A 25,562-nucleotide genomic window follows, 5' to 3' on the forward strand; every position below is an offset into this window, starting at 1 on the left:
TTTAGATTTAAAATTTAATATGAATATGAAAGGGAGTAATTAATTGTGAATTCTTCTGAAAATCAACCAAACGGTAAGAAGATATCCCCAGTATTTATTTATAGTGCGATTATTGTTGGTATCGTTGTTTTAATCGGGGCAATTGTTCCAGAACAATTTGACAATGTTACTAACACAATTAAGCTATGGATTACAGATAAATTGGGTTGGTATTACTTAATTCTTACGACGTTTATTGTTTTCTTCTGTATTTTCCTAATTTTTAGTCCTATTGGAAAATTAAAGCTCGGTAAACCAAATGATAAACCAGAGTTTAATACGATATCTTGGTTTGCGATGCTATTCAGTGCTGGTATGGGGATAGGACTTGTGTTCTACGGTGCTGCTGAACCTATGGCAGATTTTGCTGCACCGCCAAATGCGGAACCTAAAACTACTGCAGCATATACTGAAGCATTACGTTCTACGTTTTTCCATTGGGGATTCCATGCGTGGTCTATTTATGGTGTTGTTGCATTAGCACTTGCTTACGCTCAGTTTAGAAAAGGAGAACCAGGACTTATCTCAAGAACGTTACGCCCTATCTTAGGCAATAAAATAGAAGGTCCAATTGGAACGATCATTGACGTGTTAGCAGTATTTGCAACAGTTGTCGGTGTTGCTGTTTCGTTAGGTATGGGTGCACTACAAATCAATGGTGGTTTGAATTACCTATTTGGTGTACCAAATACTATTTGGGTACAAGCAATCATTATTGTGATCGTTACGATTCTATTTATTATGAGTGCATGGTCAGGTTTAAGTAGAGGTATCCAATACTTAAGTAATTTAAATATTAGCTTGGGTGCGGTCTTAATGATTGCAGTTTTAATTATTGGACCAACTGTGTTGATATTAAATATGATGACAAGTTCAACAGGTAGTTTATTAAATTCATTCCTATTTAATACTTTTGATACAGCAGCTCAAAACCCACAAAAACGTGAATGGATGTCTAGCTGGACACTTTACTATTGGGGCTGGTGGTTAAGTTGGAGTCCATTCGTAGGTATCTTTATAGCACGTGTTTCTAAAGGTCGTTCAGTACGTGAATTTATTGCTGGTGTACTTTTAGTACCTGCTTTAGTAAGTTTTGTATGGTTCAGCGTATTTGGTGTATTAGGTATTGAAACTGGTAAGAAAAATCCAGAACTATTTAATATGACTGCTGAAACACAACTATTTGGTGTGTTTAATGAAATACCATTTGGAATTATATTGTCGTTGATAGCACTAGTACTCATTGCATCATTCTTTATTACATCTGCCGACTCTGCAACATTTGTATTAGGTATGCAAACGACATTTGGTTCATTAGAACCTTCAAATGTTGTTAAAGTGACTTGGGGTATTGCTCAGTCATTAATTGCTTTCGTATTACTATTTGCAGGTGGAGGAAATGGTGCAGATGCGTTGAATGCAATTCAAAGTGCTGCGATAATTAGTGCGTTACCATTCTCCTTTGTAGTTATAATGATGATGATTTCTTTCTACAAGGATGCAAATAAGGAACGTAAATTCTTAGGCTTAACTTTAACGCCTAACAAACACAGATTACAAGATTATGTACAATATCAACAAGAAGATTTTGAAGATGATATAATTAATAGAAGAGCGCCGTTAAGAGACGCTGAAAAATCTGAAAAATAGTCTTAAAAACTGAGGGCCAACATAGGCTCTCAGTTTTTTGTTTAGATACTAATTGCTCTAAATTAATGATAATGATTCTCAATTAATAATAATAACTTATTACACGATACACTCGCGATAAGTTTTGCTTATACATACTGATTGTAAATTCAAATCTAAATTATAGAGGTTTATAATGGTAGGTAGTTGTTTTAAGTTACATATAATTATACAATTTAATTAACGGCATATAATTACTAAAATTTTCAAGGGGGATTTATATGGCTTCTAATTTAAAAGAGCAAGCGAAAAAGTCATTCGAGCTAAATGGGAAATCATACACATACTATGATTTAAAAACTTTAGAAGAACAAGGTTTAACAAAGATATCCAAATTACCATATTCGATTAGAGTTTTACTAGAATCTGAATTGAGACAAGAAGATGGATTTGTTATTTCTGAAGAGCACATCAAAGCATTGTCAGAATTCAATAAAGGTACAGAAGGTGAAGTACCTTTCAAACCATCTCGTGTTATTTTACAAGATTTCACTGGTGTACCTGCAGTTGTTGACCTAGCGTCATTACGTAAAGCTATGAATGATGTTGGGGGAGACTTAAACAAAATCAACCCTGAAGTGCCAGTAGATTTAGTTATCGATCACTCAGTTCAAGTAGATAGCTATGCGAATCCAGACGCACTAGAAAGAAATATGAAATTAGAATTTGAAAGAAACTATGAACGTTATCAATTCTTAAATTGGGCTACTAAAGCATTTGATAACTATAGTGCAGTTCCACCAGCAACTGGTATTGTACACCAAGTTAACTTAGAGTACTTAGCAAACGTTGTTCACGCACGTGAAGTAGACGGAGAAACAGTTGCTTTTCCAGATACTTTAGTAGGTACTGACTCACATACAACTATGATTAATGGTCTAGGTGTATTAGGTTGGGGTGTAGGTGGTATTGAAGCCGAAGCTGGTATGCTTGGTCAACCTTCATACTTCCCAATTCCTGAAGTGATTGGTGTTAGATTATCTAATGCGTTACCTCAAGGTGCTACTGCAACTGATTTAGCATTACGTGTAACACAAGAATTACGTAAAAAAGGCGTTGTTGGTAAATTTGTTGAGTTCTTTGGTCCAGGTGTAGAACATCTACCATTAGCAGATAGAGCTACAATTGCAAATATGGCGCCTGAATATGGTGCAACTTGTGGCTTCTTCCCTGTAGATGAAGAATCTTTAAAATATTTACGTTTAACTGGTCGTTCAGACGAACAAATTGAATTAGTTAAAACATATTTAGAAGAAAACAATATGTTCTTTACTGCTGATAAAGATGAACCAGATTATACAGACGTTGTTGAATTAGACTTAGCTACAGTTGAAGCTTCACTTTCAGGTCCGAAACGTCCACAAGATTTAATCTTCTTAAGTGATATGAAAGAAGAATTTGAAAAATCTGTTACTGCACCAGCTGGTAACCAAGGTCATGGTTTTGATGAGAGTGAATTTGATAAAACAGCAACAATTGAATTTAAAGATGGTTCTAAAACACAAATGACTACAGGTGACCTTGCTATTGCAGCAATTACATCTTGTACAAATACATCAAATCCATATGTTATGTTAGGTGCCGGTTTGGTAGCTAAGAATGCAGTAGAAAAAGGCTTGAAAGTACCTGAATATGTTAAAACATCGTTAGCGCCAGGTTCTAAAGTTGTTACTGGTTATTTAAGAGATTCTGGTCTGCAAGAATATTTAGATGACTTAGGATTTAATTTAGTAGGTTATGGTTGTACGACATGTATCGGTAACTCAGGCCCATTATTAGAAGAAATCGAAAAAGCGATTGCTGAAGAAGATTTACTTGTGACTTCTGTTTTATCAGGTAACCGTAACTTTGAAGGACGTATTCATCCATTAGTAAAAGCGAACTATTTAGCATCACCTCAATTAGTAGTTGCATACGCACTTGCAGGTACAGTCGATATTGATTTACAAAATGAACCTTTAGGTAAAGGTAAAAATGGAGAAGATATCTACTTGAAAGATATTTGGCCAACAATTAAAGAAGTCGCAGACACTGTAGACAGTGTTGTTACTCCTGAATTGTTTAAAGAAGAATATGAAACTGTTTATAATAATAATGAAATGTGGAATGAAATCGATGTAACAGACCAACCGTTATATGATTTCGATCCAGAGTCAACTTATATTCAAAATCCATCATTCTTCCAAAACTTATCTAAAGAACCTGATGATATTAAATCATTAAATAATTTACGTATTATGGGTAAATTTGGAGATTCAGTTACGACTGACCATATTTCTCCAGCAGGTGCTATCGGTAAAGATACACCAGCAGGTAAATATTTATTAGATCATGACGTACCTATTCGTCAATTTAACTCTTATGGTTCTCGTCGTGGTAACCATGAGGTAATGGTTCGTGGTACTTTTGCTAATATTCGTATTAAAAACCAATTAGCACCAGGTACAGAAGGTGGTTTCACAACTTATTGGCCTACTGGTGAACAAATGCCTATATATGATGCAGCGATGAAATATAAAGAAGATGGCACTGGTTTAGTAGTATTAGCTGGTAATGATTACGGAATGGGCTCTTCTCGTGACTGGGCAGCTAAAGGTACAAATTTACTAGGTGTTAAAACTGTAATCGCTCAGAGTTATGAACGTATTCACCGTTCTAACTTAGTTATGATGGGTGTGTTACCTTTACAGTTTAAAGATGGCGAATCTGCTGATAGTTTAGGCTTAGATGGTACAGAAACGATTTCAGTAGATATCGATGAAAGTGTAAAACCACATGATTTAGTAAAAGTAACTGCTGAAAAAGAGAATGGAGAAGTTATTGACTTCGAAGCAGTTGCACGTTTCGACTCACATGTAGAAATTGATTACTATCGTAATGGCGGTATTTTACAATTAGTATTAAGAAATAAATTAGCAAATTAACTGTGCATTATGAATATAGTTAAGGCTGAGACAATATTTTGTGTCTCAGCCTTTATTTTAATTTGTGAACGTTGAATAGATTTTTTAAACGTTAGCGTTTTATCTTTAGCTCGGTGAGTCTATAATCAACGAATTTTAAAATGTGATTTCTGCCTTGCATTCTTTTTTATGTTAATATTTATATATAAGTACTACGAACAATTGAAAAGAGGACGTTTATAATGATTTATAGTATTACAGAAATTCCTTCACGTTATGCAGAAACAGATCAAATGGGTGTGATTTATCACGGTAATTATCCAACATGGTTTGAGGTTGCACGTACAGATTATATATCAAAATTAGGTTTTAGCTATAAAGCTATGGAAGAATCTGGTATTATTTCACCGGTTACAGATTTAGATATTAAGTATATAAAAACAATACAGTATCCTGAAACTGTGAAAATTAAGACATGGGTTGAAAAATATACGCGTTTAAGATCAATTTATCGTTATGAAGTATATAACGAAGTAGGTGATTTAGCGACTACTGGTTCAACTGTTTTGACTTGTATTAGAAAGGATAACTTTAAGCCTATTAGATTGGATAGATATTTTCCTGAATGGCATGCAATGTATGCCGATGTAGATAAAAGAAATCAAGCAGGAGAAACATTTGAAGTGAAAAATGGCATACTTTAATATAATAGTTGTAGTTAAATGTATAAATGCATAATTAAGTGTATGCGTATGTATTTATATACAATGATTGATTTACAATGTGTTGTTGAAATGTACACAAGATTATCAAAATGATAAATAAAAAGAGCCTGAAATGGAACCAGGCTCTTTTTAAGTATATATTTATATATGAATGATCAATTGTGTTATGTGAATTGAGTTCTATTATTATTTAGCAGAATATGAAATTTCATCGACACTATCATTGACGTCTATGAATAAATCATGGTCTTCAAAATACCATAAGTCTTTTTCTGCAATTACTACATCTAAGCCGTCAAAATGATTTTCGTAACCAATTTCTACATCATCTTTTTGATCAACACTGAATGCAGGGCTAAACCCTTGTTTTAATTGGAATTCTCCACCATAGCGAACGAAAAATTGTAAGACTTTGTTATCTTCAGGTAAATCAAGTTCATCTTTAAACCAAGATACAGCGTTATCTGAAAGTTTTATATCCATAATAAAAGTCCCCTCTCATTTCACAAGTTTTAAACTTGTGACCATTGGTTACTAATTTTTAAATTAGTACTATATCTATTACCCAAATTTGAGTAACAATAAAAGTAGTATAACATAATTAAGTATTATTTTCTTTAAATTCAAATTGTTCAATATGTTTTAGGTTGAGGGAAGGAATTTTTAATAATGTTGTGAATTAGTGTGACATAATTAAGAGTATTATAATATTCTGAAGTGTATATTGTTATTTTAGTGAATAAAAAAATAGTGAAACAGAAGTCTGTGTTAAAGATTTCTGTTTCACTATGTTGGAAAGCTGGCTAATAAACAAGTTTTTGTGTTGTCGTTTTCTATTAGCCAAATATTCATATCTACTTTTCAATAGTTGAGACATAAGAATATCTCAGACTGAGCAATGTTTGCTATTTTTTATTGATTGCTAGTGACTTTTGTAATAGTTACATCCATTTAATTTTTGGCTCTTCGCCTTTAAAAATCCTCACGATATTTGTTCGATGTCTAAATATTAATAAGACGCCTACACCGAAACTCACGACTAATAAGATATAATCACGAATTAACAGCGCACCGATAACACAACAGATTGATGCTATGATACTCGAAAGTGATACATACTTTGTTAAATAAAGTATGCCAAAGAAAATCGCTGCTAAAATGAGTAATAGTAGAGGATTGATTCCAAGTATCACACCTGCACTTGTGGCAACTGCTTTTCCACCTTTAAATCCAAGGTAAATTGGATACACATGACCTAGAATTGCAAATGCGCCTACGATGAGTCCATTTGTGAAAAATGTACTAATAGCACCATCTGCATGTACTGGTAACCAAAGTGGTAAGAATACAACAATAAATCCTTTAAATATATCTAAAAATGTAACTAGGAATCCTGCAGGTTTACCTAACACTCTAAAACTATTTGTTGCTCCTGTATTCCCACTACCAAATTGTCTAATATCTTTTTTGAAAAATAATTTACCTATTACATAGCCACTTGGGAAAGCACCAATGAGATAACTTAAAATTAACATGATTATTATCATCACCATACATAATCCACATCCTTTAATGACATTAAAATTATTTTACCACATATGACCACGGTTAGACGAACAAAAATTTATAACTGTAGTAAAACACGGTTCAAATATAATTTGATACTTGCAATTTATCAAGATTTATATAAGAATAACTAATGTATAGTTTTAAAAACGAACGTACGTTTGTAGGAGGGCGAAACGATTGGCAATGAACAAACAAAATAATTATTCGGATGATTCCATTCAGGTTTTGGAAGGGCTAGAAGCCGTTAGAAAAAGACCTGGTATGTATATTGGTTCTACCGATAAAAGAGGATTACATCATTTAGTGTATGAAGTTGTCGATAATTCCGTCGATGAAGTATTAAACGGCTTTGGTAATGAAATAGCAGTTACAATAAATAAAGATGAAAGTATTACTATAGAAGATGATGGACGTGGGATGCCGACTGGTATTCATACATCGGGCAAACCAACTGTTCAAGTAATATTTACAGTACTTCATGCAGGCGGTAAATTTGGACAAGGTGGATATAAAACTTCAGGAGGTTTACATGGTGTAGGTGCATCAGTCGTAAACGCATTAAGTGAATGGTTAGAAGTAGAAATTTACAGAGATGGCGCTATTTATAAACAACGATTCAGTCAAGGTGGTATACCAGCTACAGGCCTAGAAAAACTAGGGAAAACTAAAAAAACAGGTACTAAAGTTACCTTTAAACCAGATGCTGAAATTTTCAAATCAGCAACCTCTTTTAACTATGACGTGCTAAGCGAACGTTTACAAGAATCAGCATTTTTGCTTAAAAATCTTAGAATTACGCTTAAGGATTTAAGATCTGGTAAAGAAAGAGAAGATGTATTCCATTATGAAGATGGCATTAAAGAATTTGTAAGTTATGTAAATGAAGGTAAAGAAGTGTTACATGATGTAGCAAATTTTGTTGGTACTGCTAATGGAATAGAAGTAGAGGTCGCATTTCAATATAATGATCAATATTCGGAGAGTATCTTAAGTTTTGTCAATAATGTACGTACTAAAGATGGCGGTACGCATGAAGTTGGCTTTAAAACAGCCATGACGAGAGTATTTAATGACTATGCTAGACGTATTAATGAATTGAAAGAAAAAGATAAGAATCTAGATGGTAATGATATACGTGAAGGTTTGACAGCGATTATTTCTATTCGTATTCCAGAAGAATTATTACAATTTGAAGGACAAACTAAGTCTAAGTTAGGCACGCCTGAAGCGAGAAGTGCAGTAGATTCTGTTGTATCTGAAAAATTACCTTATTATTTAGAAGAAAAAGGACAATTGTCAAAAGCACTCGTTAAAAAAGCATTAAAAGCCCAGCAAGCAAGAGAGGCAGCACGTAAAGCAAGAGAAGATGCACGATCTGGTAAGAAAAATAAACGAAAAGATACGTTGTTATCAGGAAAATTAACACCTGCACAAAGTAAGAATACAGAGAAAAAAGAACTGTATTTAGTTGAGGGTGATTCAGCTGGCGGTTCTGCAAAATTGGGACGTGACCGCAAATATCAAGCGATTTTACCATTAAGAGGTAAAGTTATAAACACTGAAAAAGCACGTTTAGAAGATATTTTTAAAAATGAAGAGATTAACACGATTATCCACACAATAGGTGCAGGTGTAGGTAATGAATTTAAATTAGAAGATAGCAATTATAACCGCGTCATTATAATGACAGATGCTGATACTGATGGTGCGCACATTCAAGTGCTTTTACTAACATTTTTCTTTAAATATATGAAACCTTTAGTAGAAGCAGGAAGAGTATTTATAGCCTTACCGCCATTATACAAACTGGAAAAAGGTAAAGGTGCTTCTAAGAAAATAGAATATGCATGGACAGATGAAGAATTAGAAAAATTACAAAAAAAATTAGGTAAAGGATTTAGTTTACAGCGCTATAAAGGTTTAGGTGAAATGAACGCTGATCAATTATGGGAAACAACGATGAACCCAGATACAAGAACGTTGATTCGAGTACAAGTTGATGATGAGTTACGTTCATCGAAACGCGTAACAACTTTAATGGGAGACAAAGTAGCTCCTAGACGTGAGTGGATTGAAAACCACGTTGAATTTGGTCTTCAAGAAGATCAAAGTATTCTGGATAACAATGAAATTCAAATACTAGAACAGGATTATTCTGATGAGGAGGAAATGAATTGAGTGAAATAATTCAAGATTTGTCGCTGGAAGATGTTATTGGCGACCGATTTGGTAGATATAGTAAATACATCATTCAAGAGCGTGCATTACCAGATGTTCGTGATGGGCTTAAACCTGTTCAAAGACGTATTTTATACGCTATGTATGCTAGTGGTAATACATTTGATAAAAATTTCCGTAAAAGTGCAAAAACAGTCGGTGATGTCATCGGACAATATCATCCGCATGGTGATATATCTGTATATGATGCGATGGTTCGATTAAGTCAGGACTGGAAATTGCGACATGTTTTGATAGAAATGCAAGGTAATAATGGTAGTATCGATAACGATCCAGCAGCAGCCATGCGTTATACAGAAGCGAAATTAAGCAGAATTTCAGAAGAGCTATTAAGAGATATTAATAAAGAAACAGTGCCATTTATGCCTAACTACGATGATACGACAATGGAACCTATGGTTTTACCAGCTAGACTGCCACATTTGTTAATTAATGGAAGTACAGGCATATCTTCAGGTTATGCTACGGATATACCACCGCATAATCTCGCTGAAGTTATTCAAGCAACATTGAAGTATATAGATAACCCAAATATCACAGTAAGCCAGTTGATGAAGTATATCAAAGGTCCCGATTTTCCTACTGGTGGTATTATTCAAGGAATAGACGGTATTAAGAAAGCGTATGAAACCGGAAAAGGTAAAATTGTTGTGCGCTCTAAAGTTGATGTTGAAGAATTAAGAAATGGTAGAAAAGAACTCATCGTTACTGAATTACCTTATGAAGTTAATAAAAGTGCACTTGTTAAAAAGATGGATGAACTGCGGGCAGATAAAAAAGTAGATGGTATTGTAGAAGTACGTGATGAAACTGACCGTACAGGGTTACGTATTGCCATCGAATTAAAGAAAGATGTTAATAGCGAAGCGGTTGCTAATTATTTATATAAAAATACAGACTTACAAGTGGCATATAATTTTAATATGGTAGCAATAAGTGATGGTAGACCGCTTCTTATGGGTATTCGTCAATTTATAGACAGTTATCTCAATCATCAAATTGATGTAGTTACAAAGCGTACACGTTTTGAATTGGATAATGCAGAAAGTAGAATGCATATTGTAGAAGGTCTCATGAAGGCTTTGTCAATTTTAGATGAAGTTATTAAGCTCATTAGAAATTCAAAAAATAAAAAAGATGCTAAAGATAATTTAGTTTCTGAGTTTGATTTTACAGAAGCACAAGCTGAGGCGATAGTTACGTTGCAGTTATATCGTCTGACAAATACAGATATTGTACAACTACAAGAAGAACATGATGAATTAAAAGCTAAAATTGCACATTTAAAAAATATATTAGATAATCATGATGCTTTGTTAAATGTTATCAAGGAAGAATTGAGCGAAATTAAAAATAAATATAAACAACAACGTTTATCTTCTATAGAAGCTGAAATCAGTGAAATTAAGATTGATAAAGAAGTTATGGTGCCAAGTGAAAATGTGATTATGAGTATTACGAAACATGGTTACATTAAACGAACATCGTTACGTAGCTTTAATGCAAGTGGTGTAGAAGAGCTAGGTGTGAAAGATGGCGATGCAATGCTCAAATACCAAGAAGTCAATACATTAGACACAGCATTAGTATTTACGAATAAAGGCAGACATCTTTATATTCCGGTTCATAAACTTTCAGAGATTAAGTGGAAAGATTTAGGACAGCATGTATCACAGATTGTACCCATTGATGAAGGCGAGCATGTTATCGATGTTTACTGTGAAAATGATTTTAGACCAGACGCATTTTATATTTTAGCTACGCGCAATGGCATGATTAAGAAAAGCAATGTCTCTATGTTTAAAACATCAAGATATAACAAACCACTTGTTTCTATGAAGCTAAAAGATAATGATGAAGTGATAAATGTAATGAGATTAGATGAACCACAAGCGATTACCGTTTTAACACACAAAGGTATGTCATTAACTTACAGTAGTGAAGAGTTATCAGATACAGGACTTAGAGCCGCTGGTGTTAAATCGATTAACCTTAAAAGTGAAGACTTTGTTGTCTTAACCCAAATCGTTAATGAAAAAAATACGATCTTGATGGCAACACAACGAGGTTCATTAAAACGCATAGGATTCAATATTTTACAAAATGCCAAACGTGCACAACGTGGTATTACTTTATTAAAAGAGCTTAAAAAATCACCGCATCGCATCGTAGCAGCTAACGTTGTGCAGCCAGATCATACGATTTATACAATATATTCAAAACAACATGAAGAAAGTGGCAATATTAAAGATATTCATTTATCAGAACAATATACTAATGGCAGCTTTGTAGTAGATGTTAAAGAGTTTGGCGACGTTGTTAGTATGATTGTTAAATAACTTTAATTTTAAAATTTTGTTAGTAAATACAACAATATAATGATAAAATACCTATAAGGTGTAACAAAAATGAAGCAAGAGATTTATAGTAATGTGAAAAAGTTTAGTGCAAGGCGTAATGTTTTATACTGAACTGATTCATTCATTTTCATGTCTACATAAGCATTGAATTTTGTTTATAAACATGAATGCGACTATAAATCTCTTGATTTTACTATGAAAATTAAATTGTATAGATGAGAGGGATTAAATTGAGCAATTTTGATAGTTTGATTCCGGATTGGTTCAAAGCATTTGTTCAAGTCGGGAATGATTTAATCTGGTCACAATACTTAATTGGACTATTAATCACAGCAGGTATATTTTTTACTATTGGATCTAAGTTCGTACAATTAAGATGGATACCGGAAATGTTTCGAGCAATTGGAGAAAAACCTGAAACATTAGAAAATGGGAAAAAAGGTATTTCACCATTCCAAGCATTCGCGATTAGTGCAGGTTCTCGTGTTGGTACAGGTAATATAGCCGGTGTTGCGACAGCAATTGTATTAGGCGGTCCTGGTGCAGTATTCTGGATGTGGATTATTGCTTTTATCGGAGCAGCCAGTGCATTTATTGAAGCAACGCTTGCACAAGTGTACAAGGTACCCGATGAAGAAGGTGGCTATCGTGGAGGACCAGCTTATTACATAACTAAGGGACTCAATCAAAAATGGTTAGGCATTGTGTTTGCGGTGCTAATCACAGTGACATTTGCATTTGTTTTTAATACAGTACAATCAAACACGATAGCTGAATCATTAAAAACGCAATATAATGTAAGTCCTATTATAACGGGCGTAATCTTAGCTATTATTACTGCTATTATTATATTTGGTGGGGTAAGAAGTATTGCAACATTATCTTCGATCATTGTGCCTGTGATGGCAATTATATATATAGGATTAGTTGCTGTAATATTAATATTTAACTATGATCAAATCATACCAATGATTGCAACTATAATTAAAAATGCATTTGGATTTGAACAAGCAACGGGAGGCGCGATTGGAGCAGCCGTTCTGCAAGGTATAAAACGTGGCTTGTTCTCAAACGAAGCTGGTATGGGTTCTGCGCCAAATGCTGCTGCTACTGCTGCAGCGCCACATCCAGTTAAACAAGGTTTAATCCAATCATTGGGCGTATTTTTTGATACGATGCTAGTATGTACGGCAACGGCGATCATGATTTTATTATATACAGGATTAGAATTTGGAGAGAATGCAGCACAAGGCGTTGCAGTTACACAATCTGCCTTAAATGAACACTTAGGTAGCGCAGGTGGTATTTTCTTAACGATTGCTATCACTTTATTTGCATTTTCTTCGGTTATTGGTAATTACTACTATGGTCAATCGAACATGGAATTTTTATGGGAAAATAAAACAGTATTATTTATTTTCAGATGTTTAGTTGTTGTACTTGTCTTCGTCGGTGCTGTTGTGAAAACTGAAACGGTATGGAGTACAGCAGATGTGTTTATGGGTCTAATGGCCATCGTCAACTTAGTTGCTATTATTGGTTTATCTAACATTGCTTTTGCAGTTATGAATGATTACCAACGTCAACGTAAAGCTGGCAAAAAACCTGTATTTAAACCTGAAGAGTTAGAAATTAACTTGTTTGGTATTGAGAGTTGGGGAATGAAGAAGAAATAATTGTATTTAAGCATTAATGCAAAGATTTGAATTTTCTTCAACATCATTATCATAGTTTCTTTAATAATAATTCATATATAAGCAGTAATATAAAATGGATGATAAACATTTGATTTTATATTACTGCTTTTTAATATACATTTTTATATTTTAGTATAATATACTTATATCGTATTAATACATATTGTTCGTTGCTATTATTAGGATGTTTAGTTAATTTTTAATAAAACATGGCAAAATATATGTTTGGTAAATGGTCATTGTGTTATGATTAACATTAGTTATTTTAAATATTGAACGTTATGTATTGTATTACAAAGGTGCATTATTTTTTGCTATGCGCTAAATAAGCAATATATTTTGAAAAATAAGGTTTGGTGATGTTATGTCAAATGAAGATAATTTAAAACAAGAAACGACATCTAAGAAAAATAGATTAAAACTAAGTTTCCCTGAAACACGCTTTATGAAATTTTTAGGTGGCAAAGATTTAGTTTTTGCTTTGCTTATATTAATATTTATTGGCTGTGCTATTTTTATATTTGATCAAGTTTCTTATATTTTTAAACCATTTATAATTGTTTTTAATACAATTGTAGCACCGATTATTGTATCGATTATATTATATTATCTATTTAACCCATTAGTTAATTTGATGGAACGGTATAATATTTCAAGGCTTTGGGGTGTAATCATATTATTCTTAGTCATTATTGGTGTTATTGCGCTAGCAATTAATTTATTAATACCTGTAATTGGTGCTCAGTTTAAAAGTTTTGGAAATAACTTCCCGTACTATGTAGATAAGGTTAATAAATTTATAGATAGTGTAACGAAATACTCTTTAATTTCTAATTTTTATGGTCAAATTCAAGATCAATTAGATTCATTGGCTAAAAAATTACCTTCAATGGTGTCTGATTACTTTAATGGTTTTGGTTCTAAAGTTAAAAATTTTGCTGAAGCATTAGTGAATGTTGGTGTGGTAATTGCTACAACACCATTTGTTTTATTCTTTATGTTAAAAGATGGGCACCGCTTCAAAGAGTTTTCAACAAACTTAATGCCCCCTAAATTTAGAAAAGACTTTCATGATTTGTTAGATAAAATGAGTCTACAAGTTGGTTCTTATATCCAAGGACAAATTATTGTATCGTTTTGTATTGGTATATTATTATTTATTGGATATAGTATTATCGGTTTAGACTACAGTTTAATTTTAGCTTCAATAGCTGCAGTTACTAGTGTTGTTCCATATATTGGTCCAACGATTGCGATATCACCAGCAATTATTATTGCTTTAATTACTTCACCGATTATGTTGTTGAAGTTAGTGATAGTTTGGACGGCTGTTCAATTTATTGAAGGGCATTTTATTTCTCCAAATATCATGGGTAAAACATTGAAAATTCACCCACTTACAATTATATTTATCTTATTAAGTGCAGGTAATTTATTAGGTGTTGTCGGTGTCATTTTAGGTATTCCTGCTTATGCAATATTGAAAGTACTAGTTTCACATTTATATACAATGTACAAACGTCGTTATAACAAATATTATGGTGATGATGCAGGAGAATATGAAATTACTTCTGATGAAGAAATTCGTAAAAGTTAAATTATAAATAATGTACGACAGAGGCTGGGACAAATTAATTGTCTCAGCCTATTATCATAACCGAAGTGGAATGACACGTTGTTAAGTGAATTGATATATTAAGATACTTTTTATTGTTGTGCATATAAAATGAAAGTATGTGTATATTTTTTGTAACTGAGTGTGTGGTCTAACAATATTGTAATATTTAACTCGTATAAAAATTATTTATAAAAAATAAAAATTGTGCTATATTTTAAATGTTATATGAATATAGAAAAGTGATGTGAACACATGTCAAAGAAGCTAGTAAATAAAATATTAACGATAATGAAAGTTTTATTTGCACTTTCATTATTTATATTTGTTGTTTTTACTTTATATAAAGAACTAGCAAATATAAATTTAAAAGAAACGATTCATTCTATAAAAGATATTAATAGTGTATGGTTGGTTGTGCTTTTTTTGAGTGGTGGTCTAGCCATACTGGTATTATCAATGTATGATGTGATTTTAGCTAAAGTTTTACACTTGAAGATATCTTTAGTTAAAACCGTACGTATAGGATATATTGTAAATGCTTTGAACGCAGTATTGGGCTTTGGAGGATTCATAGGAGCGAGCGTAAGATTTTTATTATATAAAGATACTACAGAAGATAAAAAAGCATTACTGCATACTATTTCTATTGTTTTAATCTCCATGTTGACGGGTTTAAGTATGCTTTCTATTTTAGTAGTATTTCATGTGTTTGATGTTAGACATGTATTTAGTCCGTTCCCTTGGGTTAGATGGTTAATGTATGTTGTTGCGTTGTTTTTGCCTATTTTTATTTTTATTACAATTTGGAAACCAGTAAATAAAGAAAGTAAATTGACTGGAATTTATTGCACCATTGTTTCTAGTATTGAATGGATGATTGCTGCTGCAGTATTATATATGGCATTATTAATTGTTGGTATACAGGTGCATTTTTCTGTATTTATGGGAATATTTATCATTGGTGCATTATCAGGGTTAATCAGTTTTATTCCTGGAGGATTTGGTACATTTGATTTGGTACTATTACTAGGATTGAAAAGTTTAAATATTCCAGAAGAAAAAATTATTTTAGCTTTATTGCTATACAGGTTTGCTTATTACTTATTTCCTGTCTTAATTGCCCTTATTCTCTCAACATTTGAATTTAGAAATACGGCGAAACGTTATTTGGATGATTCTAAAATTATGATACCTGTGAAAGATATGTCATCACTTTTAGCATCTTATCAAAAAGATATCTTAACTAGGATACCAGCATTTTCCATTGCATTGTTACTTTTTTTTACGAGTGCTTTATTTTTCTTTAATAACATTACAATAATTTATGATGGGTTATATAGTAATAACCATGCGTTTTATTATATTATCGCTTCTATTCATACATGTGCATGCCTATTACTATTGTTAAATGTGATAGGTGTATATCATTTATCTAAGAGAGCACTTTTGTTTGCAATTTGTTCAATCATTATCATATTTAGTGTCACTGTTTATACCTATCCTTCTTTGGTACTTTTAGGTTGGTTAATTACTATGTTTGTAATGCTCGTTGTATTTTATAGAAGTGCACGTGTCATAAAGCGTCCGTTTAGATATACGAAACTATTGTCTAGTGTAATTATTGGGACTCTTGTGTTATTCATTAATCATGTGTTTATAAAAAATACATTTTACACTTTAGATATTTATCATATAGAAGTAGATACGTCTCTTTTGAGATATTATTTTTGGTTCACGATTATTACAGTAGCAATTATAGTTAGTGTTGTTGTGTGGTGGTTTGAAGCAAGATTCAAATCTGCAGGCAGCGGTCAAAAACTAGAACAATGTGAAACGATTATTCAGAAATTTGGTGGAAATTATTTAAGTCATCTCATATACAGTGGTGATAAGAAGTTTTTCTTTAATGAACAACAAGACGCATTTGTGATGTATCGTTATAAGAGGAATGCCTATATTGTTTTAGGTGACCCCATTGGAAATAGCGCTTCGTTCCATGAGTTGCTCGAAAGATTTTATAATGAAGCTCAATATTTAGGTTACGACATTATTTTCTATCAAGTCTCTGATAAATATATGTCAATTTATCATGATTTTGGAAATCAGTTTTTTAAATTAGGCGAAGAAGCCATTATTGATTTATCAACTTTCACTACTTCAGGTAAAAAGAAGCGTGGTTTACGTGCTACTTTAAATAAGTTAGATGATTTGGGGTGTACTTTTGAGGTATTGGAACCTCCTTTTTCAAAAAACGTATTTGATGAATTAAAACAAATAAGCGATGATTGGTTATCAGGCTCTACAGAAATGCAATTTTCAGTAGGACATTTTAGTGAACATTATATATCGAAGGCGCCGATCGGAGTTATTAAAGATAAAGAAAATGCTATAATTGGTTTTTGTACATTTATGCCTGTTAATGATAATTCAACTGTGTCTATTGATTTAATACGTTGGAAATCGGATACCTCCTTACCTCTGATGGATAGTTTATATCTTCATATGCTGTTATGGGCTAAGGCAAATGGGTATCAATACTTTAATATGGGCATGGCTACACTGTCCAATGTGGGTAAAGTACCTTTTTCTTTTTATAGAGAAAGACTTGCAGGTAGAGTATTTGAGCATTTCAATGGATTATATAGATTTCAAGGATTAAGACGTTATAAAGAAAAGTTTAATCCCAATTGGCAGCCAAGGTTCTTAGTGTATCGTAAAGATAACTCATTGTGGGTAAGTATGACAAAAGTCATGCGTGTAGTTAGAAAAAAATAATAAAACAAAACAACCAACAATCCCGTTAATGATTGTTGGTTGTTTTTTGGAGTTATAGTTTTTAATGGTTTTTGTAGTTAACGCCGGAGAAGTTATTAACTACTTTTTAATAAACTAACGATATACTTTCTAAATATCATTTTGACTCTAACTATATTTATGAATTTCTAGTTACCCCTTTGTTCAAGGTGTATTTATAATATATCATCATTAGAAAACGCTTTCAACATCATGATATCATCTTATTTGAATAAAAATTGACATTTTATATAGTTGGTTTCTTTTTGAAATATAATTGTATTTTTTCACTGTAGTAACATTAGCTTTTTGAATTATTTTCATTTGTTATATTATTAATATACATTTAAAATTTCAATATAATGTAGTAATATGTAAATATTAATGTTTGCAGAGTGAACAATGGGGTGGGGAAATGAAAAAAGTTATAATTAGTTTGGTAATCGTGATGCTTTTAGTTGCGTTAACACTCTCAATTAAATCGTTATATGATAACATACATACAAATTACAAAGGTTCAAATCAATCTGCTCAAAACGAAAAATTTAAACAGGAGAAAAAGACCAAGTATAAATTGCCTAAGATCAATGTTTTGTCACAACAATTCAGTGAAAATTTTATGAATAGTGATGTAAGAAATCATTATATGCACATTTCTAAAGGCATGGACAAACGCAAAGTTGAAACATACTTTAGTGATAGTGAAAAAACAATACAAATTGCTAATATGAAAGCACATAAATATGGTGACATGGCATTTTTATTCAAAAATAATAAAGTTCAACGAATTTTTGTTGTACCTGATAATGTTACTATTGAATCATTTTCGCAAGTACATGGTTATAGAGTACACAATAATCACAATGGTACGATGATATACGATGATAATCCATCCAATCATTTCTCTGTTAAAGTATATTTTGATTCAAATAAAAAGGTGAAGGCAATAGAGAATATAGATCAAGTGTCTACTATAAAATAAATTTATAATGTGAGAAAATAAAAATTTTATTATCAGCATAAAGGGCTTATCCGAACTACTGGATGGGTCTTTTTTATTTGAATTTTACGATATGACAGAAATATATTTTAAAACATAATGAGGTAAGCGCTAAATAAAAATTTGTATAAGTACGAATTTAATATAACAGATTTCAACAGCTTATATAATTATTTAATAGAAAAGTTAACGCTAATTTTTTGATCATAAAATAAAAAATTATTTATACTGCTGATTTGATTACTATAAATTATCGTTTTCGTGTTATATAAATAAATTAAAAAAATATAGGATATTAAATATTACAATAATTAAATTTTCAAATAAACTATCAAAATGTAAATGATTATGATAATATGAAAACGGTTACAAAAATAGAGGTGATTTTTATAGTTACAATTAAAGAAGTAGCTAAGTTAGCTGGTTGTTCAGTAGCAACGGTATCTAGAGTGATAAATAATAATGGATATGTCAAAGCTCAAACAAAAATACAAATTGAACGTGCGATTCATGAGCTTAACTATCAACCTAATGAAGCAGCACGTACATTATATAAACGTAAGTCAAAAATGATTGGCTTATTATTACCAGATATCAGTAATCCTTTTTTTACACTTATAGCAAGAGGTGTTGAAGATATAGCGCTTGCGCACGGTTTTCAAGTTTTAATTGGAAATAGTGACAACGATGTTGATAAGGCGAAAGAGTATTTATTCACTTTCAATGCTTATAATTGTGTAGGTGTTATTGCAACAGCATTTGCTGATGATCAAATTGAAAAGCTATTACTGTCACAAGGTATTCATTATGTATTTGTAGATCGTGTTGAAAATGAAGGTAATGGTATTTCTATGAATCATTTTGAAGGCGGACAATTACAAGCTCGACTTGTGTTAGAAGGTAAACCAAAAAATATTTTGATCCTCCATTTAGATTTGAATATACGGGCATTTAAATTAAGGATAGATGGTATTAAACAAGAATTGAATAACTATAATGTGAGCTATTATGATTGCTCAGCAGAAACATTAAATAATAAAAGTGCATTTATTTCATTAATTAAAGATTTACAGATTGATAGTATTATATGCAGCAATGATGTACTGGCAATTGAAACGATGGGCCTTGTTCAACAATTTCAATTGAAAGTTCCCGAGGATATTCAAATTGTGGGCTATGATAATATACCTTTTTCTGCAATGACGTTTCCTCAAATTGCAACTATTGATCAGTCCGCATATTTTTTAGGGCAGCAAGCGGTATCAATTTTATTAAAGTTAAATAAAAATTCTATAATTGAACAACAAGATAATAGGTTAAAGTTATCAATTAAACGCAGAAATAGTATTAGATTTAAGTAGTAATGTGTAACGGGTTACATAAAATAAGATTTAACGAGAGGGGATTTAAATGTATAAAACTGGTATTTTAAATAGCGAAATTTCTAAAGTGCTTAGTGATTTAGGTCATACAGATACAATTATCATAGCTGATTGTGGACTGCCGGTACCAGATGGTGTTAAAAAAATAGATTTAGCATTAACTTTTGGACATCCATCATTTGAAGAAGTATTTAATGTAGTTAAAGAACATATGGCAATTGAACAGCTTACTATTGCAAATGAAATGATAAAACAAAATAGTGAGTTATATGTGAAATTATTAGCTGAAAATATTGATATGATCACGGAATCTCATGAAACTTTAAAAATGTATAGTAAGGAAACTAAAGCAATTATAAGAACAGGTGAAGCGACACCTTACGCTAATGTAATTTTATCTAGTGGTGTTTTATTTTAAGGGGTGAAAAATATGATAACGATGAATCAAATATATAAGTCATTTGGTCAAAACGATGTTTTAAGAGGTGTTGATTTTGAAATCAATGATGCAGAAGTACATGCGTTAATGGGTGAAAATGGAGCTGGTAAGAGTACACTTATGAAAGTATTAACTGGCGTATATAATGCGGATAGTGGTAATGTTTTAGAAAATGGTCAGCCGATACACTTTAAAAATACAATAGATGCTGAACAAAATGGTGTGTCGTTTATTCAGCAAGAGTTAAATATTTGGCCTAATCTTACAGTACTTGAAAATTTGTTTTTAGGAAAAGAAGAAACAAAATTTTTTGGCATTGTTGATAATAATAAAATGAAACAACGTGCTTTGGCCATTTTTAAAAAGCTAAATATTGAAATCGATTTAAATCGTATGGCAGGCACTTTATCCGTTGGTATGCAGCAGATGCTTGAAATCAGTAAAGCATTAATGGAAAAATCAAAAATCATTATCATGGACGAACCTACTGCAGCCTTAACAAATAATGAAATAGATACATTATTTGAACAAATTAAAAATTTAAAAAAAGATGGCGTTTCTTTTGTATATATTTCTCATAGAATGGAAGAAATTTTTACAATTTCAGATCGTATTACAGTTATGAGAGATGGTCGTTCGATTTTAACTAAGGAAACACAAAATACGACACATGCTGAAATAGTAAAATCTATGATTGGTAGAGATTTAGATAATCAATACCCTGTTAGACAATATCATCAAGAAGATGTTGTGCTTACTGTTGAAAATTTAGATTCAGATGAACATCATTTAAAGGATATACATTTTGATTTACATAAAGGAGAAATACTTGGCTTTAGTGGTTTGATGGGTGCGGGTCGTTCAGAAATTATGAGAGTACTCTTTGGATTAGATAAAGGGAATAAAACGGTAAAACTAAATAATCAACAATTACAAATTCAAAATCCTAATCAATCTATTTCACAAGGTTTAGCTTTTATTACAGAAAATAGAAAAGAAGAAGGGTTAGTTTTACAAGATTCAATTTTAGAAAATATTACTTTACCAGCTTTAAAAAGCTTTTCAAGCTCTGGATTTTTAACACAACATGCTATGGAACAATATTCAGAACAGATGATTCAGCGTTTAAATATTAAAGGCAAAATTGGAGATATATGTGGCACTTTATCTGGTGGTAATCAACAAAAAGTTGTTTTGGCTAAATGGATTGCGACTGCACCACATGTATTAATATTAGATGAACCAACACGTGGCATCGATGTAGGTGCTAAACGAGAAATATATCAATTGATGCATGAATTAACGGACCGAGGTATGTCTATTATTATGATTTCATCAGAATTACCAGAAATTATAGGCATGAGTGATAGAGTCGCAGTTGTACATGAAGGTTCCATTGCAGGCATATTAGAAGATTCAGCTATCACGGAAGCATGTATTATGACTTTAGCTACAGGAGGAAAATTAAATGAAGCAGTCTAAATTATCATTTTCTTATTCGTATTTAGAAAAAATTATACCTTTTATTGGTTTAATATTATTAGTTGTTATTATCAGTGTATTAAATAGTGCTTTTTTAGAGCCTTCTAATTTATTTAATTTATTAAGACAGGTTTCAATTAATGGTTTAATTGCATTTGGCATGACTTTCGTAATATTAACTGGAGGTATTGATTTATCAGTAGGATCGACACTTGCCTTATCTAGTGCATTTGTTGCGATTTTAATGGTTTCTGGTATGGATTCTATTGTAGCTTTATTTATAGGTTGCATATTTGGGGCGGTATTGGGTGCTATAAATGGCTTGCTCATCACGATAGGTAAAATGGCGCCTTTCATTGCGACATTAGCTACAATGACCGTATTTAGAGGGCTAACACTTGTTATTACAGATGGAAATCCTATTACAAATTTAAATGGTAGTTATGCATTTCAATTATTTGGTAGAGGCTACTTTTTAGGTATTCCAGTACCAGCTGTCACGATGTTTATTACATTTATCATATTATATATCCTACTGCATAAAACTGTATTTGGTAGACAGACTTATGCTATGGGTGGTAATGAAAAGGCGGCATTTATTTCAGGGATTAAGGTCAATAAAATTAAAATAATGATTTATAGTTTAGCCGGCTTAATGTCAGCTATGGCAGGATCAATTTTAACTTCACGTTTAAATTCGGCACAACCAACTGCAGGGATGTCCTATGAATTAGATGCTATTGCAGCAGTAGTTCTTGGCGGTACTTCGCTTACAGGTGGTAAAGGACGTATAGTTGGGACGTTGATTGGTGTGTTAATTATCGGTGTTTTGAACAATGGCTTAAATTTATTAGGTGTATCTTCATTTTACCAACAAGTGGTTAAAGGTGTCGTGATTATCATTGCAGTACTTATAGATAGAAAAAACAAATAACAGGGGGTGTTGGTATTGAAAAAGCTTTTTATAACTGTAATAGCTATATTATTATTTTTAACAGGTTGTTCACTAGAATCACCTATAGAAAAAAATGACAATGGTAAAGTAGATAAGAAAAAATCTGATGTTGTTATTGGTGTGAGTATTTCTACATTAAATAACCCTTTCTTTGTGAAAATTAAAGATGGTATTGAAAAAGAAGCGAAGAAACAAGGCGTCAAAGTTAAGTTTGCAGATGCTCAAGATGATGCAGCGAAACAAGCTAATGATATTGATGACTTAATTCAACAAAAAGTAGATTACTTGATTGTAAACCCGACAGATTCTGATGCGATATCAGGTAGTATTCAAATCGCAAATGATGAGGCAATACCAGTGATTACATTAGATAGAGATGTAGCTAAAGGGGATGTTGCTTCATTTATAGCATCGGATAATATCAAAGGCGGTGAGATGGGAGGGAAACTCATTATTGATGAATTAGGTAAAGATGCGAAAGTAGCTGAACTTGAAGGTGTCCCAGGTGCCAGTGCTACACGTGAACGTGGTAAAGGTTTCCATAACGTCGCAGATCAATCACTTGATGTAGTTTCCAAACAAAGTGCTAAGTTTAATAGAACAGAAGGTCTAAATGTGACACAAAATATTATTCAAGCTCATCCTGAAATACAAGCTATTTTTGCTCAAAATGATGAAATGGCATTAGGTGCTGTAGAAGCGATAGGAAATAAAGACATTAAAGTCGTTGGTTTCGATGGTAATGAAGATGCGATTAAATCTGTTGAAAAAGGTAAGTTATTTGCTACAGTGGCGCAACAACCTAATTTGATGGGTGAAGAAAGTGTTAAAACGATAATGGATTTATATAATGGTAAAAAGGTTGAGAAAAAGAATAAAATTCCTTTAGAAATGAAGCGGCAGTAATTTATGTTAAAGTGCGAGTAATAAATAAAAACCGGATGCAAAAGCACCGGTTTTTTTGTTTACTTATATTTTTGACGTTCTTGTTGTTCTTGAGCATATCGTTCGGGGTTTTTCTTATAAAAATCTTGGTGTTCTGCTTCAGCCTCATAAAATGTAGAAGCGGGTAATATTTTTGTAGCAATAGCTTTTTCTTTGTCTATGGTTTGTTTTAATTGTGCTACATAATCTTCAGCTACTGCTTTTTGATCTTCGTTTGTATAAAAAATTGCTGTTTTATATTGTGATCCTCTATCTTGGAATTGTCCTCCTTCATCAGTTGGATCTATTACAGAAAAGAATATTTCTAATAATTTATTGTATGAAAATAGAGCGACATCATACTCTATTTCAACTGTTTCATAATGCCCGGTGTCACCCGTCTTAACTTCTTCATACGACGGATTATCTTTATGACCTCCCATGTAACCAGAAGTCACTTTCTCAATCCCTTCAAATGTGTCGAAAGGCTTGACCATACACCAAAAGCAACCTCCAGCGAAGTATGCTTTATTTATATTCATGTTTAACATCCTTTCCATATTAGACCTTAGTACCATATATTAAGATATTACTTGATTTTTATTCAGTTTTTATATAACTTTAATATATGTTAATTATAGTACATAGCAGTGCAATTTTGAAGATATAAGGTTGATTACATATGAATGAACATAAACACAGAAGTAAAGAAAGCACAAACACAGAAGAACAACCGACGATGCGTAGGACAAAAAAGAAAAAATTAAAAAAATTTCCAATTATAATTTTAATTATTGTAATTATTTTAGCCATTATTGTTGGCTATTCTGTGCATGGTTATAAATCAGGTATTGAATACGCAAAAGATCAGGGCAAAACGCTCAAGCAACACAAATTTAACGGTGCTAAAAAAAATGATGGAAAAATCACAATTATGGTTTTAGGTGCAGATAAAGAGCAAGGTGGTATTTCTAGAACCGACTCGATTATGATTGCACAGTATGATTATATTCATAAAAAAATGAAGATGATGTCTGTCATGCGAGATATTTATGCGGATATACCGGGAAATGGTCAACATAAAATTAATTCTGCTTATTCTATCGGTGGACCTGAACTATTGCGACAAACATTAAAGAAAAATTTAGGTATAGACCCTGAGTATTATGCAATTCTTGATTTTACTGGTTTTGAAAAAATGATTGATGAATTGGAACCTAATGGTGTTCCAATTGATGTTGAAAAAGATATGTCTAAAAATATAGGTGTGTCACTGAAGAAAGGTCATCATCGATTAAATGGTAAAGAATTATTAGGGTATGCTAGATTTAGACATGATGAAGAAGGCGATTTCGGTCGTGTAAGACGTCAGCAACAAGTCATGCAATCACTTAAACAAGAATTAGCGAGTTTGGATACGCTACCTAAATTACCTCGAGTTGCGGGTATTTTGAGAGGTTATTTAAATACAAATATGCCTGATTCTGCACTCATTCAAACTGGTTTGAATTTTGGAATACGTGGTGATAAAAAGGTAGATTCTATTACTTTACCTATACAAAACACTTATCAAGATATCCAATCACCAATGGATGGTAGTGCGTTAGAAATCGATAAAGCCAAAAATAAAAAGGAAGTACAGAAATTTTTGAATGAATAACGAGTTTAGTGAATTCATTTAAATGAGAATGGAATACAAATTTCACGCTATAAGGACTAATCCGTGTGCCTGATATGCTCCCTTCAAAG

Annotated in this window: 18 protein-coding genes; 15 read left to right on the plus strand and 3 right to left on the minus strand. The window is 32.0% G+C overall.

The window, feature by feature from the left end; translation table 11 throughout:
* The first annotated feature begins 45 nt into the window (after nucleotides 1-45).
* The 3 genes from KA883_RS09540 to menI all read left to right on the plus strand — a co-directional run bounded on the left by KA883_RS09540 (nucleotide 46) and on the right by menI (nucleotide 5,335).
* Complete coding sequence (locus tag KA883_RS09540) at nucleotides 46-1,689, plus strand: BCCT family transporter (protein ID WP_438873263.1); 1,644 nt, start codon at nucleotides 46-48, stop codon at nucleotides 1,687-1,689.
* Between the two features lie 260 nt (nucleotides 1,690-1,949).
* A complete protein-coding gene (gene acnA / locus KA883_RS09545; RefSeq protein WP_046208556.1) occupies nucleotides 1,950-4,652 on the plus strand; it encodes an aconitate hydratase AcnA in 2,703 nt (900 codons plus the stop codon).
* Nucleotides 4,653-4,873: 221 nt separating this feature from the next.
* Nucleotides 4,874-5,335: a 1,4-dihydroxy-2-naphthoyl-CoA hydrolase MenI gene (gene menI, locus KA883_RS09550; RefSeq protein WP_046208555.1), complete on the plus strand. Its 462-nt coding sequence runs from the start codon at nucleotides 4,874-4,876 to the stop codon at nucleotides 5,333-5,335.
* 207 nt (nucleotides 5,336-5,542) lie between these two features.
* On the opposite strand, the gene KA883_RS09555 is transcribed toward menI, so the two are convergent.
* On the minus strand, nucleotides 5,543-5,839 hold the full coding sequence (locus KA883_RS09555) for a HesB/YadR/YfhF family protein (protein ID WP_046208554.1): 297 nt from the start codon (nucleotides 5,837-5,839) through the stop codon (nucleotides 5,543-5,545).
* A gap of 458 nt (nucleotides 5,840-6,297) precedes the next feature.
* Nucleotides 6,298-6,906, minus strand: a complete 609-nt coding sequence (plsY, locus tag KA883_RS09560) for a glycerol-3-phosphate 1-O-acyltransferase PlsY (RefSeq protein ID WP_046208729.1) — start codon at nucleotides 6,904-6,906, stop codon at nucleotides 6,298-6,300.
* Between the two features lie 202 nt (nucleotides 6,907-7,108).
* On the opposite strand from plsY, the gene parE reads away from it, so the two are divergent.
* The 11 genes from parE (at nucleotide 7,109) to KA883_RS09615 (ending at nucleotide 23,795) form a co-directional block, all read left to right on the plus strand.
* The gene (gene parE / locus KA883_RS09565; protein ID WP_164987281.1) at nucleotides 7,109-9,103 is read left to right on the plus strand and encodes a DNA topoisomerase IV subunit B; all 1,995 of its coding nucleotides are present in this window, start codon (nucleotides 7,109-7,111) and stop codon (nucleotides 9,101-9,103) included.
* On the plus strand, nucleotides 9,100-11,502 hold the full coding sequence (gene parC / locus KA883_RS09570; protein ID WP_210139963.1) for a DNA topoisomerase IV subunit A: 2,403 nt from the start codon (nucleotides 9,100-9,102) through the stop codon (nucleotides 11,500-11,502). The genes parE and parC overlap by 4 nt, the downstream gene beginning before the upstream one ends.
* A 251-nt stretch (nucleotides 11,503-11,753) precedes the next feature.
* Nucleotides 11,754-13,199, plus strand: coding sequence for a glutamine transporter AlsT (gene alsT, locus KA883_RS09575; RefSeq protein ID WP_046208551.1), 1,446 nt, complete (start codon nucleotides 11,754-11,756; stop codon nucleotides 13,197-13,199).
* A 385-nt stretch (nucleotides 13,200-13,584) separates the two neighbouring features.
* Nucleotides 13,585-14,817 (plus strand): AI-2E family transporter, encoded by a 1,233-nt coding sequence (locus KA883_RS09580; RefSeq protein WP_064208996.1) that lies wholly within the window; start codon nucleotides 13,585-13,587, stop codon nucleotides 14,815-14,817.
* A gap of 273 nt (nucleotides 14,818-15,090) precedes the next feature.
* The gene (mprF, locus tag KA883_RS09585) at nucleotides 15,091-17,613 is read left to right on the plus strand and encodes a bifunctional lysylphosphatidylglycerol flippase/synthetase MprF (RefSeq protein ID WP_046208549.1); all 2,523 of its coding nucleotides are present in this window, start codon (nucleotides 15,091-15,093) and stop codon (nucleotides 17,611-17,613) included.
* Between the two features lie 433 nt (nucleotides 17,614-18,046).
* Nucleotides 18,047-18,613, plus strand: a complete 567-nt coding sequence (locus KA883_RS09590) for a hypothetical protein (RefSeq protein ID WP_210139964.1) — start codon at nucleotides 18,047-18,049, stop codon at nucleotides 18,611-18,613.
* 374 nt (nucleotides 18,614-18,987) lie between these two features.
* Nucleotides 18,988-19,992, plus strand: coding sequence for a LacI family DNA-binding transcriptional regulator (locus KA883_RS09595; RefSeq protein ID WP_052722065.1), 1,005 nt, complete (start codon nucleotides 18,988-18,990; stop codon nucleotides 19,990-19,992).
* A gap of 49 nt (nucleotides 19,993-20,041) precedes the next feature.
* Nucleotides 20,042-20,431 (plus strand): D-ribose pyranase, encoded by a 390-nt coding sequence (gene rbsD, locus KA883_RS09600; protein WP_046208547.1) that lies wholly within the window; start codon nucleotides 20,042-20,044, stop codon nucleotides 20,429-20,431.
* Between the two features lie 12 nt (nucleotides 20,432-20,443).
* Nucleotides 20,444-21,934, plus strand: coding sequence for a sugar ABC transporter ATP-binding protein (locus KA883_RS09605; RefSeq protein WP_046208546.1), 1,491 nt, complete (start codon nucleotides 20,444-20,446; stop codon nucleotides 21,932-21,934).
* Nucleotides 21,921-22,868 carry an ABC transporter permease subunit gene (locus KA883_RS09610; RefSeq protein ID WP_046208545.1) on the plus strand — a complete coding sequence of 316 codons (948 nt, stop codon included), beginning with the start codon at nucleotides 21,921-21,923 and terminating at the stop codon, nucleotides 22,866-22,868. The genes KA883_RS09605 and KA883_RS09610 overlap by 14 nt, the downstream gene beginning before the upstream one ends.
* Nucleotides 22,869-22,883: 15 nt before the next feature.
* The gene (locus tag KA883_RS09615; RefSeq protein WP_046208544.1) at nucleotides 22,884-23,795 is read left to right on the plus strand and encodes a D-ribose ABC transporter substrate-binding protein; all 912 of its coding nucleotides are present in this window, start codon (nucleotides 22,884-22,886) and stop codon (nucleotides 23,793-23,795) included.
* Nucleotides 23,796-23,854: 59 nt separating this feature from the next.
* On the opposite strand, the gene msrA is transcribed toward KA883_RS09615, so the two are convergent.
* Nucleotides 23,855-24,355 carry a peptide-methionine (S)-S-oxide reductase MsrA gene (gene msrA, locus KA883_RS09620; protein WP_046208543.1) on the minus strand — a complete coding sequence of 167 codons (501 nt, stop codon included), beginning with the start codon at nucleotides 24,353-24,355 and terminating at the stop codon, nucleotides 23,855-23,857.
* Between the two features lie 140 nt (nucleotides 24,356-24,495).
* On the opposite strand from msrA, the gene KA883_RS09625 reads away from it, so the two are divergent.
* Complete coding sequence (locus tag KA883_RS09625) at nucleotides 24,496-25,473, plus strand: LCP family protein (protein ID WP_046208542.1); 978 nt, start codon at nucleotides 24,496-24,498, stop codon at nucleotides 25,471-25,473.
* The last annotated feature ends 89 nt before the right edge of the window (nucleotides 25,474-25,562 follow it).

The sequence above is a fragment of the Staphylococcus sp. GDY8P54P genome (assembly GCF_017892645.1).
Classification (GTDB): Bacteria; Bacillota; Bacilli; order Staphylococcales; family Staphylococcaceae; genus Staphylococcus; species Staphylococcus ureilyticus.

Bases quoted from the DNA above. Each gene is read 5' to 3' on its own strand.
- acnA (WP_046208556.1), top strand. From the start codon at position 1,950: ATGGCTTCTAATTTAAAAGAGCAAGCGAAAAAGTCATTCGAGCTAAAT.
- menI (WP_046208555.1), top strand. From the start codon at position 4,874: ATGATTTATAGTATTACAGAAATTCCTTCACGTTATGCAGAAACAGAT.
- KA883_RS09555 (WP_046208554.1), bottom strand. From the start codon at position 5,839: ATGGATATAAAACTTTCAGATAACGCTGTATCTTGGTTTAAAGATGAA.
- parE (WP_164987281.1), top strand. From the start codon at position 7,109: ATGAACAAACAAAATAATTATTCGGATGATTCCATTCAGGTTTTGGAA.
- KA883_RS09580 (WP_064208996.1), top strand. From the start codon at position 13,585: ATGTCAAATGAAGATAATTTAAAACAAGAAACGACATCTAAGAAAAAT.
- mprF (WP_046208549.1), top strand. From the start codon at position 15,091: ATGTCAAAGAAGCTAGTAAATAAAATATTAACGATAATGAAAGTTTTA.
- KA883_RS09590 (WP_210139964.1), top strand. From the start codon at position 18,047: ATGAAAAAAGTTATAATTAGTTTGGTAATCGTGATGCTTTTAGTTGCG.
- KA883_RS09595 (WP_052722065.1), top strand. From the start codon at position 18,988: ATGAAAACGGTTACAAAAATAGAGGTGATTTTTATAGTTACAATTAAA.
- rbsD (WP_046208547.1), top strand. From the start codon at position 20,042: ATGTATAAAACTGGTATTTTAAATAGCGAAATTTCTAAAGTGCTTAGT.
- KA883_RS09605 (WP_046208546.1), top strand. From the start codon at position 20,444: ATGATAACGATGAATCAAATATATAAGTCATTTGGTCAAAACGATGTT.
- KA883_RS09610 (WP_046208545.1), top strand. From the start codon at position 21,921: ATGAAGCAGTCTAAATTATCATTTTCTTATTCGTATTTAGAAAAAATT.
- msrA (WP_046208543.1), bottom strand. From the start codon at position 24,355: ATGAATATAAATAAAGCATACTTCGCTGGAGGTTGCTTTTGGTGTATG.
- KA883_RS09625 (WP_046208542.1), top strand. From the start codon at position 24,496: ATGAATGAACATAAACACAGAAGTAAAGAAAGCACAAACACAGAAGAA.